General features: G+C 59.3%; 13 protein-coding genes. All 13 read right to left on the bottom strand.

The genetic code is table 11. The features are described 5' to 3' along the window. Positions 1 to 2 precede the first annotated feature (2 nt). The 13 genes from AC1DV6_RS15545 to frr all read right to left on the bottom strand — a co-directional run bounded on the left by AC1DV6_RS15545 (position 3) and on the right by frr (position 12,448). Positions 3 to 782 carry a TrmH family RNA methyltransferase gene (locus AC1DV6_RS15545; protein ID WP_477978950.1) on the bottom strand — a complete coding sequence of 260 codons (780 nt, stop codon included), beginning with the start codon at positions 780 to 782 and terminating at the stop codon, positions 3 to 5. Continuing rightward, positions 779 to 1,408, bottom strand: coding sequence for a ribonuclease HII (rnhB, locus tag AC1DV6_RS15540; protein ID WP_477978948.1), 630 nt, complete (start codon positions 1,406 to 1,408; stop codon positions 779 to 781). Before rnhB ends, AC1DV6_RS15545 begins: the two co-directional genes overlap by 4 nt. Continuing rightward, positions 1,380 to 2,513 carry a lipid-A-disaccharide synthase gene (gene lpxB / locus AC1DV6_RS15535; protein WP_477979072.1) on the bottom strand — a complete coding sequence of 378 codons (1,134 nt, stop codon included), beginning with the start codon at positions 2,511 to 2,513 and terminating at the stop codon, positions 1,380 to 1,382. Before lpxB ends, rnhB begins: the two co-directional genes overlap by 29 nt. A gap of 101 nt (positions 2,514 to 2,614) precedes the next feature. Continuing rightward, the gene (lpxA, locus tag AC1DV6_RS15530; RefSeq protein ID WP_477978946.1) at positions 2,615 to 3,409 is read right to left on the bottom strand and encodes an acyl-ACP--UDP-N-acetylglucosamine O-acyltransferase; all 795 of its coding nucleotides are present in this window, start codon (positions 3,407 to 3,409) and stop codon (positions 2,615 to 2,617) included. 1 nt (position 3,410) lies between these two features. Continuing rightward, the gene (gene fabZ / locus AC1DV6_RS15525) at positions 3,411 to 3,860 is read right to left on the bottom strand and encodes a 3-hydroxyacyl-ACP dehydratase FabZ (protein ID WP_477978944.1); all 450 of its coding nucleotides are present in this window, start codon (positions 3,858 to 3,860) and stop codon (positions 3,411 to 3,413) included. Continuing rightward, positions 3,857 to 4,837, bottom strand: coding sequence for a UDP-3-O-(3-hydroxymyristoyl)glucosamine N-acyltransferase (gene lpxD / locus AC1DV6_RS15520; protein WP_477978942.1), 981 nt, complete (start codon positions 4,835 to 4,837; stop codon positions 3,857 to 3,859). The genes fabZ and lpxD overlap by 4 nt, the downstream gene beginning before the upstream one ends. A 22-nt stretch (positions 4,838 to 4,859) precedes the next feature. Continuing rightward, a complete protein-coding gene (locus AC1DV6_RS15515) occupies positions 4,860 to 5,378 on the bottom strand; it encodes an OmpH/Skp family outer membrane protein (RefSeq protein WP_477978940.1) in 519 nt (172 codons plus the stop codon). Next, positions 5,378 to 7,684 (bottom strand): outer membrane protein assembly factor BamA, encoded by a 2,307-nt coding sequence (gene bamA / locus AC1DV6_RS15510; RefSeq protein WP_477978938.1) that lies wholly within the window; start codon positions 7,682 to 7,684, stop codon positions 5,378 to 5,380. The genes AC1DV6_RS15515 and bamA overlap by 1 nt, the downstream gene beginning before the upstream one ends. 27 nt (positions 7,685 to 7,711) lie before the next feature. Further along, positions 7,712 to 9,085 carry an RIP metalloprotease RseP gene (rseP, locus tag AC1DV6_RS15505; protein ID WP_477978936.1) on the bottom strand — a complete coding sequence of 458 codons (1,374 nt, stop codon included), beginning with the start codon at positions 9,083 to 9,085 and terminating at the stop codon, positions 7,712 to 7,714. 17 nt (positions 9,086 to 9,102) lie between these two features. Beyond that, on the bottom strand, positions 9,103 to 10,302 hold the full coding sequence (gene ispC / locus AC1DV6_RS15500; RefSeq protein ID WP_477978934.1) for a 1-deoxy-D-xylulose-5-phosphate reductoisomerase: 1,200 nt from the start codon (positions 10,300 to 10,302) through the stop codon (positions 9,103 to 9,105). Further along, on the bottom strand, positions 10,299 to 11,144 hold the full coding sequence (locus tag AC1DV6_RS15495) for a phosphatidate cytidylyltransferase (protein ID WP_477978932.1): 846 nt from the start codon (positions 11,142 to 11,144) through the stop codon (positions 10,299 to 10,301). The genes ispC and AC1DV6_RS15495 overlap by 4 nt, the downstream gene beginning before the upstream one ends. Before the next feature lie 23 nt (positions 11,145 to 11,167). Then, positions 11,168 to 11,884, bottom strand: a complete 717-nt coding sequence (gene uppS / locus AC1DV6_RS15490; RefSeq protein WP_477978930.1) for a polyprenyl diphosphate synthase — start codon at positions 11,882 to 11,884, stop codon at positions 11,168 to 11,170. A 3-nt stretch (positions 11,885 to 11,887) separates the two neighbouring features. Continuing rightward, the gene (frr, locus tag AC1DV6_RS15485) at positions 11,888 to 12,448 is read right to left on the bottom strand and encodes a ribosome recycling factor (RefSeq protein WP_477978928.1); all 561 of its coding nucleotides are present in this window, start codon (positions 12,446 to 12,448) and stop codon (positions 11,888 to 11,890) included. Positions 12,449 to 12,467 lie beyond the last annotated feature (19 nt).

The following is a 12,467-nucleotide window of genomic DNA, read 5'->3' as shown; positions in this document are numbered from 1 at the left end:
TTTTAGCCTGCAAGACTGCTGGCATGCAAACAGATCGCCGCCGCAGCAGCGACGTTGAGCGACTCTTCGCCGCCGGGCTGGCCGATGCGGGCAAAGAATTTGGCGCGGGCGAACAGTTCGGCGCTAACCCCCTGCCCTTCGTGGCCCATGGCCCACGCGCAGGGCTGGGGGAGTTTCAGGTTTTGCACCAGCTCCCCCTGGTGGGAACTGGTCACAACGATAGGCACAGCCAACGCGTCCAGCGCGCCCAACTCCGCGCCTTCGATCAGGTGCAAACCAAAGTGCGCCCCCATGCCGGCGCGCAGGACTTTGGGGCTCCACAGCGCGGCGGTGCCTTTGAGCGCGACCACCTGGCGAAAACCAAAGGCCCCGGCACTGCGCAGGATGGAGCCGACGTTGCCTGCGTCCTGCACGCGGTCCAGGATCACGGTTGCGACCCGAGGCTGCAACTCCGTGTCGGTGGGCAGGTCCAGCACGAAGCCGACCTTGGCGGGTGACTCCAGGCCACTCAGTTCAGCAAACAATGCATCTGGGACTACTATGCTTTTGATAGCTGCTTGCGCATATCCTGCGGGCGCTAGAGGCATAAAAGACTCGGAAAATACAGCGATGGCGGGTTTCACGCCACGAGCAAGCGCGGCGCTGCACAGGTGATCGCCTTCGATCCAGAAGCGGCCTGCCTTGCGGTAGGCCACGTTGTCCTGCGCTGTCTTGCGCAACTCCTTGAGCAAGGGGTTGTCGCGCGAGCTGACGACCACGGGTTGGCTGGCAACGTAGCTCATACGGGCACCATACCCAACACATCTGTTACCGGGCGAAACGTCTTGCGGTGCTGCGGGCAGGCGCCATGCGCTTTGAGCGCGGCCAAATGCTCGGCTGTGCCATAACCCTTGTGGCCGGCAAAGCCGTACTGCGGGTATTGCGCATCCAACTCGGCGCACCAGCGGTCGCGAGTGACTTTGGCAAGGATGGACGCGGCGGAGATGGACGGCACCAGCGCGTCGCCACCGACGATGGCTTCTGCAAGCACGTCGAGCTTGGGCAGGCGATTACCGTCCACCAGCACCTTGGCGGGTTTCAGCCGCAAGCCTTCGACCGCGCGGCGCATCGCCAGCAGCGTGGCCTGCAAGATGTTGAGTTCGTCGATTTCTTCGACACTCGCCTGCGCGATCGAGCAGCAAAGGGCTTTGGCGCGGATTTCGTCGAACAGTTTTTCTCGTTGTTTGGCCGTGAGCTTCTTGGAATCGTTCAAGCCTTTGATGGGGCGCAATTCATCCAGAATCACCGCCGCTGCCACGACCGGCCCCGCCAGCGGACCGCGCCCGGCCTCGTCCACACCGGCAACCAGACCGGGCATGTCGAAGCTGAAGGCGACTTGTTCAGCCTTCAAGAACTTTTTGGATTGCATCGGTGGCCAGGGTGGGTGTGTCGCGTTGGAGCTCTTGGTGCAGCACTTCGAAGCGTTTCTGCAAGGCCTCGATTTTCGCAGGGTCCTGGTGCTTGGCGTTCAGCCAGACCAAACTTTCTTGTGCCAGCGCGTCTGGCGTGGCGGCGTCTTGCAACAGTTCGGGCACGACAAACTCTTCACACAGAATGTTGGGCAGACCGACCCAGGGCTGCAAGCGCTTGTTGCGCATCAGGCGCCAGGACAGCCAGCTCATGTGGTACCCGATCACCATCGGCCGCTTGAATAAGGCGGCCTCCAGCGTGGCAGTGCCGCTGGCAATCAGCGTCATGTCGCAGGCAGCGAGCGCCGTATGCGATTGGCCGCTCAGAATCTGCAAGTGCTCAGCCATGCCGCTTGCGCGGGCGTGTGCTTCGATCTCGGCCTGCAAACCGGGCACAGCGGGTACTATGAATTTAGTAGCTGGCCACGCAAGTTTTATGCGCTCTGCGGCCTGAAAGAACCTCAAAGCCAGGTGGTCGATCTCGGAGCGGCGGCTGCCAGGCAGGATGGCGACCACGTCGTCTTCGGGCAGCAAGCCAAGCGCAACACGGGCCGCCGCGCGATCCGGTACCAAGGGAATCACCTGCGCCAGCGGATGCCCCACATAGGTGGCGGCAATGCCATTGCGTGCCAGCAGCGCAGGCTCGAACGGAAAGATGCACAGCACGTGGTCCACGCTGTTACGGATCTTCTCAATGCGCTCAGGCCGCCAGGCCCAGATCGAGGGGCAGACAAAGTGGATGGTCTTGATGCCCTGCGCTTTCAGGCGGGCTTCGAGATGCAGGTTGAAATCCGGTGCGTCCACGCCAATGAACAGATCAGGCCGCTCACTCAGCAGTCGGTCACCCAGCTGTTTGCGGATGCCCACGATCTCACGGTAGCGGCGCAGCAACTCCCAGCTGAAGCCGTGTACCGACAGCAGATGGTGTGGCCACCAGGCGTTAAAGCCTTGTTTGGCCATCTGCGGGCCGCCAATGCCCTGCGCCTTGAGTTCGGGCCAGCGGGCTTTCATGCCCTGCAAAATCAGGCCTGCCAGCAAGTCGCCAGAGGCCTCGCCCGCCACCATAGCCAATGTGACCCCCACGCTCCCCACTGCGTGAGGTTCGCTGCCCCCCGAGGGGGCCTTCGCGCCTTGGGGCGGCCCGGCGGCGCTCAAGGTGGGTTGCATTACCGCACGATGCCGCGCTGTGCCGAGGTGGTGTCCAGAAAAGCCAGCATCATGGCGACGTCCGGTGCCGTTTCGGAACGCTCCACGCCCAACTCACTGATGCGGGTCTTGGCCTGTTCCAGCGTCAGATCGTCGCGGTACAGTGCCTTGTGAATGGCCTTGACACCGGAGATGCGCTCGGGTGTCCAGCCCCGGCGGCGCAAGCCTTCGAAGTTCATCGAACGCGCGCCGGCAGGTTGCCCCTGGCACATCACAAACGGCGGCACATCGGCAAACAGCGTAGAACACATCGCCGTCATCGCGTGGGCGCCAATGCGGACAAACTGGTGAGCCACCGTAAAGCCGCCCAGAATCACCCAATCGTCTACATGCACATGGCCCGCCAGTTGCGAGTTATTGGCGAAGATGGTGTTGTTGCCGACCACACAGTCATGCGCCAGATGCACATAGGCCATGATCCAGTTGTCATTGCCCAGCACCGTCTTGGCGATGTCCCCCGGTGAACCGATGTTGAAGGTGCAGAACTCGCGGATGGTGTTGCGGTCGCCAATGATGAGCTCGCAGGGCTCACCGGCGTACTTCTTGTCTTGCGGAATCGCACCCAACGAGTTGAACTGGAAGATGCGGTTGTCTTTGCCAATCGTGGTGTGGCCTTCGATGACGCAGTGCGGGCCAATCGTCGTGCCAGCGCCGACTTTGACGTGGGGTCCGATGATCGTGTAAGGGCCAACTGTGACTGAGGAGTCCAGCTCGGCGCCCGGTTCGATAATGGCCGTGGCGTGGATGTTGGCCATCTCAGGCTCCTTGCGGGATCGCGCGCATCGCGCAGGTCAACTCGGCCTCCACCGCCAGCTCGCCAGCGACCGAAGCCCGGCCCATGAACTTGAAGATACCGGCTTTCATGCGCAGCAATTCGACGTCCAGAATCAACTGGTCGCCTGGCTCGACTGGCCGCTTGAAGCGCGCGCCGTCAATGCCAGCGAAGTAATAGACCATCTCGTCGTTCGGGGTGGTGTCCAGTGCGTCAAACGCCAGCAAAGCAGCCGCCTGGGCCAGTGCTTCAAGCATCAGCACACCCGGCATCACCGGGCGATGCGGAAAGTGGCCTTCAAAGAATGGTTCATTGATGGTGACGTTTTTCAGCGCCTTGATCGTCTTGCCTTTTTCAAGCTCCAACACGCGGTCCACCAGCAGGAAGGGATAGCGGTGCGGCAGCTGTTTCAGAATTTTGTGAATGTCCATCATGGTTTCGTCTCTCTTAATTTTTCTTCCAAGGCACGAACCCGTTCGCGCAGGGAGTGCAGCTGCTTCAATGAAGCGGCATTCTTTTCCCACTGCGCGTTTTCATCAATGGGAAACATGCCGGTGTAGGTACCGGGCTTGCGTATCGAGCGCGTGACCACAGTGGCGGCCGAGATGTTAACGCCGTCGGCAATCGACAAATGCCCCAGCACGATCGCACCGCCGCCAATTGTGCAGCGCTCGCCGATGTCAGCACTGCCCGCAACGCCCACGCAACCGGCCATGGCCGTGTGTTTGCCCACGCGCACGTTGTGGCCGATCTGGATCAGGTTATCCAGCTTCACGCCGTCTTCGATCACGGTGTCTTGCAACGCGCCGCGGTCGATGCAGGTGTTGGCACCGATTTCCACATCGTTGCCGATGCGTACTGCGCCAAGCTGTTCGATCTTTTCCCAGGCTTCACCATTGGGTGCAAAACCAAAGCCGTCGGCACCGATCACGACGCCTGGGTGGACCAAGCAGCGCTCGCCGATGCGGCAATCCTCACCCACGGTTACGCGTGACTTGAGTACCGTCGCCGCACCTATCTGCGCACCGCGCTCTACGACGCACAAAGGGCCAATCGTCGCGCTGGGATGCACAGTCGCGGACGGATCAATCACTGCGCTGGCATGGATACCGCCAGCCGGACGCGGCTGCGAACGACGCCACAGCTGCGTGACTTTGGCGAAATACAGGTAGGGTTGGTCCGTCACGATGCAGGCACCGCGCGCAAGCGCGGCCTCTTGCATGGCAGGCGCTACGATCACGCAAGCTGCGCGGCTGTCGCGCAATTGCTGCTGGTAACGGGGGTTGCTCAGGAAGCTGAGCTGGGTGGGGGTCGCCGCTTCGAGCGGCGCCAATCCGGTGATTCGAGCGGCACCATCACCATGGAGGGTGCCTCCCAGGGACTCCACCACAAAGCCTAAAGTGAGCTCCATGGGGACGCCCCTCAATGCAGGATTACTTCGATCCGGCGTTGAGAATCTTCATGACTTTTTCAGTAATGTCGTGCTTGGCGCTGGCGTACACCACTTCCTGGATGACCAGGTCGTATTTTTCCGCTTCTGCCACTTGGCGCACAGCCTTGTTGGCCTTGTCCAGCACTTGCTGCAATTCTTCGTTGCGGCGGCCATTCAGGTCTTCCTGGAACTCGCGCTGCTTGCGCTGGAAATCACGGCTTTGTTCCGCAAATTCCTTCTGGCGGCTGGTACGTTGGCTTTCGGTCAACGTCGGCGCGTCACGCTCGAACTTGTCGTTCAACGCTTTCAGACCCGTCTGCAAATCGACCAGTTCTTTCTGGCGCTTGGAAAATTCCTGCTCCAGTTTGGCCTGGGCCGCTTTGGCTGGCGCGGATTGCGTGGTGATCAGCTGCGTGTTGATGTAACCGATCTTGGATTCTTGCGCTTGCACGCCCAAGGACATGGCCGCGCAGGCCGTACCCAGGATGGCCAGCCACAGTGTCTTTTGGATAGTTTTCATTAGAAAGAAGTTCCGATCTGAAATTGCAAGTTCTGGATTTTATCGCTATCGAACTTGGTGAGGGGACGGGCATAGGCAAGACGCAATGGCCCCACCGGTGAAATCCAGCTGATACCAATGCCATACGAAGAGCGCATTTCGCCCAATTTGATGGTTTCATCGGCGCCGTACAAGCCACCTGCATCCAGGAAGGTGTACACCCGCAGCGTGCGGTCTGCTCCGCCGCCGGGGAGTGAAGACAGCAACTCTGCGTTGAAATTGATCTTCTGTGTTCCGCCGGTTGCCGTCGTGCCATTCAGGCGCTGGAATTCAGTCGTCAGGCTGCCTGGCTCAAATCCACGTACCGAACCCAAACCGCCGGAGTAGAAGTTCTTGAAAATGGGGTAGGTCTGTCCATTGGTACCCATACCTGCCGACAATTCGGCATTGAAGGCAGCGGTAATTTTCCGGCTCACGGGATAGAACTGCTGGTACTGCGTACTCAGGCGGGCATAGCGCAATTCCCCTGCGACGCTCCATTCGCCATTAACACGCATCACTTTGCCGGTGCTGGGCACCAAGGCACTGTCACGCGTATCGCGTCCCCAACCAAGGCTCAGAGGCACGGAATTGCTGGTGAAGCCATACGAGTTGGCAAAGTCCTGGTACACGGTGGGCAACAGCAATCCGGGAATGATGGTGGTACGGTCAATGCCCGCGCCAAAATACACGGTGTCCGACTCTGTAAACGGCACACCGAAGCGCATACCCACACTACTGGTTTCGATAGAGTAGCTATCGATATCCGCATAGGGTTTGGAAGTGCGCTGGGACACGTCAATCGTGCGAGAAATGCCGTCCTCCGTGAAATACGGATTGGTGGTGTTGAACACAATGGTCTGGTTGTACTTGCTGGTATTGAGCTCGATACCCAGCGAGTTACCAGAGCCAAAGGCGTTGTCCTGCCGGAAACCAAATTGCAGACCCAGACCATCGGCACTGGAAACGCCCGCCCCCAGACTCAGACTGCCGGTCGGCTTTTCAGCGACCGTCACCGTAAGGTCCACCTGATCAGGAGAGCCGGGCACGTCCAACGTGTCCATCGTCACTTCCTTGAAGTAACCCAAACGGTCTACACGGTTGCGCGACTGGCGGATCTTTTCGCCGTCGTACCAGGCCGATTCCAGTTGACGGAACTCACGGCGGATCACTTCATCGCGTGTGTGGTCATTGCCAGCGACGTTGATGCGGCGCACATAAACCCGGCGGGAAGGATCCGCCTGCAGCGTGATTTCGACACGATTGGTGGTGCGATCAATCTCGGTCTTGGGTTCAACGCGGGCAAACGCAAAGCCAAAATTGCCGAAGTAGTCGGTAAAGGCCTTGACCGTCGCGGCCACCTGGTCCGCGTTATAGGCCTCTCCGGCACGAATGGCGATTTGCGTCTGGAACTCAGCTTCCTTCTCCAGGTAGTTGCCAGCCAGCTTGACCTTGGACACCACAAACCGCTCACCCTCCGTCACATTGATGGTGATGCTCACGTCCTGCTTGTTGGGGGCAATGGCCACCTGCGTGGACTCCACCTTGAACTCCAGATATCCGCGCGACATGTAGTAGGAGCGCAGGGTTTCGATATCCGCGTTGAGCTTGGTGCGCGAATAGCGGTTTGACTTGGTGTACCAGCTCAGCCAGCCGCCCGTGTCCTGGTCAAACAGTCCACGCAGCGTGGACTCCGAAAATACCTTGTTGCCCACGATGCGGATTTCGCTGATCTTCGCCACATCACCCTCAGTCACCGCAAAGCTCAGGTTCACACGGTTGCGCTCGATGGGCGTCACCGTCGTTACCACTTCACTGGTGTACATGCTTCGGTTGATGTACTGGCGCTTGAGTTCCTGCTCGGCACGGTCCACCAGCGCCTTGTCAAAGGGGCGGCCATCGGTCAGACCGATGTCTTTCAGGGCTTTGGTCAGTGCTTCCTTGTCGAATTCCTTGGTGCCCGTGAAATCCACTGCGGCGATTGTTGGGCGCTCTTCGACGATGATGACCAGTACGTTGTCCTTGACATCAATCCGCACGTCCTTGAACAGACCCAGACCGAACAGCGCGCGAATCGAGGCAGCGGCTTTCTCGTCTGTGTAGGTGTCACCGATGCGCACGGGAAGCGAGGCAAACACGGTACCTGGTTCGATGCGTTGCAATCCCTCCAGACGGATGTCTTTCACTGCAAAAGGCTCTAGCGCCCAAGCCGCATGGGTGGCTACCCCCAACGCAAGCACGCAGCCGAGCGAGCGAAAATAGCCAAGCTTGAAATTCATTTGTGTCATGTAGGAAAAATTCGAGAAACAGCGCGGTCAACCCAAATAGCGCGTCAAGTCATTAAAAACAGCAACGAACATCATCAAAAGCAGCACAGCCAATCCAGCGGGTTGCAGTCTGTTCATCCAGGAATCTGATACCGGTCGGCCCGTAAGCCCCTCCCAAAGATAATACATCAGGTGCCCACCATCCAGAACCGGCAACGGTAACAGGTTCAGCACACCGAGACTGACGCTAACCATAGCCAAAAACAGCAAAAACGTTGTAGGGCCACGCGCTGCAGATTGTCCGGCGTAATCGGCGATTGCGATGGGTCCACTCAAATTCTTTACCGAAGCTTCACCCGTCAGCATGCGTCCGAGGATGGTTAGGCTGAAGGTCGACATCTGCCATGTGCGCTGGAATCCCATCACCAGTCCATCCCAGGCGCCATGGCGCACCGTGAGGGTTTCTGGTGGTGCGCCAATCGCGGCATCTATCCGACCGATCTTGCCTGCAGCAACCGTGATGACTTTGGGCTGAATCAGCACGTCGCGCGCCACACCGTCGCGCGCAATCCGCCAAGTCTGCGGTTCGGCCACACCCGTACGACCCGACTGGAGTATCCATTCACGCAATTGGGCAGCGTCGACCACAGGCCGACCATCCACTGCGAGCACGTGATCACCGCGCCGCAACCCTGCAGCGTGCGCGGCACCACCCGCACCAACATCCCCTATGACAGCGGCAAAGCGTGGAGCCATCCACCCGACCTCGCGAAACAGGGCCGGATCCGGTTGCCGATTGACAGATGCACTCACGGGCAATATCACTGTTTGACCAGGGCGCCCAGATTCGGTCGTGTACTCCAGGCGCAAGTCCTGACCAAACAAACCGGCCCGCATGATCCACCAACGCAAGTCTTCGAATGACCGCACCTCGACCAATTCATCACCGTCAAGAGCCGCAGCGGTGACGCGTTCACCGCCATGCATCCCACGCGCCGCGGCCATGGAGTCGGCAAAAGGACTGGGCAATACGGCTGCGGATTGCAGTTGGCCGTTCCAGCCTACCGCCGCAAACAGCAGCACTGCCAGCAACAGGTTGACCAAGGGGCCAGCCGCAACAATCGCTGCGCGCTTGCCCAGGGCTTGGGTATTGAAAGCCATATGGCGGTCCGCTGCGTCGACGGGAGCCTCGCGCTCATCCAGCATCTTGACGTAGCCGCCCAACGGCAACAAGCCAATCACATATTCCGTGCCGGAGCGCTTCGAAGTCCAGCCCACAAGCCTTGGGCCAAAACCAATCGCAAAGCGCAGCACGCGCACGCCACAAGCGCGTGCTACCCCAAAATGTCCCAGCTCATGCAGCGTGACCAGCACGCCGATGGCAACGACAAACCCCAAACCTGCTTGTGCGAATGCCTGCATGAAATTGCCGAGTCAGTTCAGTGCGCCCAGCGCCGAACGATTGCTTCGGCAGCTTCCCGGGCTTCGCGGTCAATCGCCAGCAAGTCTTCCAGCGATGTAGGGGCTTCTGGCAACATGGTGTCCAGCAGTTCCGCATTCACATGGTGAATCTGGTCGTAGCGAATGCGGCGATCCAGGAAAGCAGCCACGGCAATTTCGTTGGCGGCATTCAAAACCGCCGTGGTACCCGCTGGCGCGCGCAACACATCCCAAACAAGGGCAAGACCCGGATAGCGCTTCTGGTGCGCAGGTGAATCAAAGGTTTCGAAGGTAAGCGCAGACAGGGACGCGAAATCGATCGCGGACGCCCCCGAAGTGATGCGCTCAGGCCACGACAGGCCATATGCAATCGGCCCCCGCATATCGGGCGTTCCCAATTGGGCCACCACCGAGTTATCTACGTACTGCACCATGGAGTGAATGACGCTTTGCGGGTGTATGACCACACTGATCTGCTCGGGCACCAAACCAAACAAAAACTTGGCCTCAATCACTTCCAGCGCCTTGTTCATCATGGTGGCGGAATCCACCGAAATCTTGCGCCCCATCACCCAGTTGGGATGGGCGCAGGCCTCCTCGGGTGTCACCGCATGCAGACTCTCAGGATCCCTACGCCGGAATGGACCGCCAGAGGCTGTCAAAATGATTTTGTCGATGCGCGCTGGCCAGTCCAGCGGATTCTCTGGAAGCGACTGGAAAATCGCGGAGTGCTCGCTGTCGATGGGCAGCAAGATTGCTTTTCCAGCGGTCACCGTATCCATGAACAATTGACCGCCAACGACTAGCGCCTCTTTGTTTGCCAGCAACAACCGCTTACCGGCTCGGGCAGCAGCCATGCAAGGCTCAAGGCCAGCAGCACCGACGATGGCTGCCATGACGCTATCCGCCAGCTCGTGGGATGCCACCATCGTAATGGCTGCCGAACCGGAGAGCACCTGTGTATTCAGACCCGCAGTGCGACATAGGTCGGCCAATTGAGCAGCGTGCGCAGCACTGGACATCACGGCGAACCGGGGGCGGCAGGCGACGCACTGCGCATACAGCTTGTCCACACTGGTTGAGGCTGTCAACGCAAAGACTTCGAAGCGCTCAGGGTGACGGACGATGACATCCAGCGTATTGACGCCGATGGATCCGGTAGACCCGAGGATGACGACGCGTTGCTTCGCGAAACTCATAGGCTTGCAAACATCATGGCCAGAGGGAGTATCGGCAGCAGTGCATCCACACGGTCGAGCACGCCACCATGGCCGGGCAGCAGGTTGCTGCTGTCCTTGATGCCCGCGCTGCGTTTGAACAGCGACTCCACCAGATCACCCACCACACTCATGGCGCCCAGAAAGACGACGGCCAGCAGCATGAAGCTCGTGCCATTGGCGCTCAAACGGGTGTAGATGCTGGAAGGCTCAGCAGGCATCTGCGCATCCGCCCAACGCCAAACAAATGCGCACAGCAATACACCGCACAGCCCCCCCACTACGCCTTCCCAAGTCTTGCCAGGGCTGATGCTCGGCGCGAGTTTATTTTTGAACAGCTTGCCGCCGAAGGTCCTGCCAGCGAAATAGGCGAATATGTCCGCGGCCCAGACCAGTACCAGGACTGAGAAAAGGAAGTTGATACCGATAAGTCGGGCCTTCACCACCGCCAGCCAGGCCGCCCACAAGGCCAGTACCCCACCGGCGATCCGCAGCCATTTGGGAATACGCTGCCAGGCGGTAGATCCGCGCACCAACAACCAGGCGCCCAACGCCACCCAGAAGCTGCCCAGACCGATCCACAGCGCACGCAGCGCGTCGTACTGCAGACCGAAATGCCAGGATGCGAGACACAGTGCCGCGCACAGGACACCCACAGCAATCGAAGAGCGACCGGCAATTTGGTTCAAATTACCCCATTCCCAAGCGCCTGCTGCGATGAGCGCCGTCGCAACCAGTGCGAACGCCAACGGATCACGGTAAAAAACGGCCGGTAGCAAGACCGCCAACAGCGCGACCGCCGTAATGATTCTTTGCTTGAGCATCAGGAGGATCCGGGTTAGCCGCGCTAAGCGCTAGGCTGTAAAAGTTGTTCCGACGTCAGGCCAAAGCGGCGCTGACGTGAAGCATAGTCCTGCAAAGCTGCATCCAGTGCCGCCTCGTCGAAGTCAGGCCACAGTTTGTCAGAGAAATACAGTTCGGAATAAGCACACTGCCACAGCAGGAAGTTGCTGATGCGCATCTCTCCGCCCGTGCGGATCAATAAATCAGGATCTGGAACGTGGGCCAGCGACATGGTTTGCGACAAAGCTTTTTCGGTAACGGTTGCACCTTGCTCAACCAGTCGAGCTGCCGCGTTCACGATGTCCCAGCGTCCGCCGTAATTGAAGCAGACATTGAGCACCAAGCGCTGGTTGTCCGCGGTTTTGCGCTCTGCCTCCTGCAAACCTTGCACCACTTTTTCAGACAGCCCAGACCGTGCGCCCACGAAGTGCAGGCGAACGCCATCGCGTTGAAGTTGGTTGACCTCTCGCGCCAATGCCATGGCGAGTAGATCCATAAGCCCCGACACTTCGTCAGCGGGGCGCTTCCAGTTCTCGGAGGAGAAGGCAAAAACGGTTAGTACCTGAATGCCGCGTTGGGCGCAGGCCGTGACCATGCGTTTGAGTGCGTCGACGCCCTGCTTGTGGCCTGCTATGCGAGGCAGAAATCGCTGCGACGCCCATCGCCCATTTCCATCCATCACGATGGCAATGTGGCGCGGAACTGCAGTCTGGACCGTCATGGGTCAGACCGCCATCAGGTCCTGTTCTTTGGACGCAACGAGATGGTCGATTTCAGCGATGTGCCTGTCCGTCAATTTTTGAATTTCTGCTTCAGAGCGCTTCTGGTCATCTTCTGACGCCAGTTTGTCCTTCACCAGTTTCTTGACCGCCTCATTGGCGTCGCGGCGCAGGTTGCGCACGGCGATTTTGGCGTTCTCACCCTCGCCACGTACGACCTTGGTCAATTCCTTGCGGCGCTCTTCGGTCATCGCCGGCATCGGCACGCGGATCAGGTCACCCATGCTGGCCGGGTTGAGGCCCAGATCGCTTTCGCGAATGGCCTTTTCAATCTTGGCACCCATGCCTTTTTCCCAAGGCTGGATTCCGATAGTCCGGGCGTCTATGAGGGAAAGATTGGCAACCTGGCTGAGCGGCACGTTGGAGCCGTAATAGTCCACCTGAACAGTGTCCAGCAAGGCCGGGTTGGCGCGGCCGGTGCGCACCTTGGTCAAATTGTTTTTGAGCGAGGCGATGGACTGGTCCATCTTGCCTTCCATGCTGCTTTTGATTTCTGCAATCGACATACTTCTCTCCTGGATTGGT

The sequence above is a fragment of the Rhodoferax sp. P2_H8_2 genome, assembly GCF_056403235.1.
The sequence above is the reverse complement of the archived record's forward strand: the minus strand, read 5'-3'. Positions and strand labels throughout refer to the sequence as shown.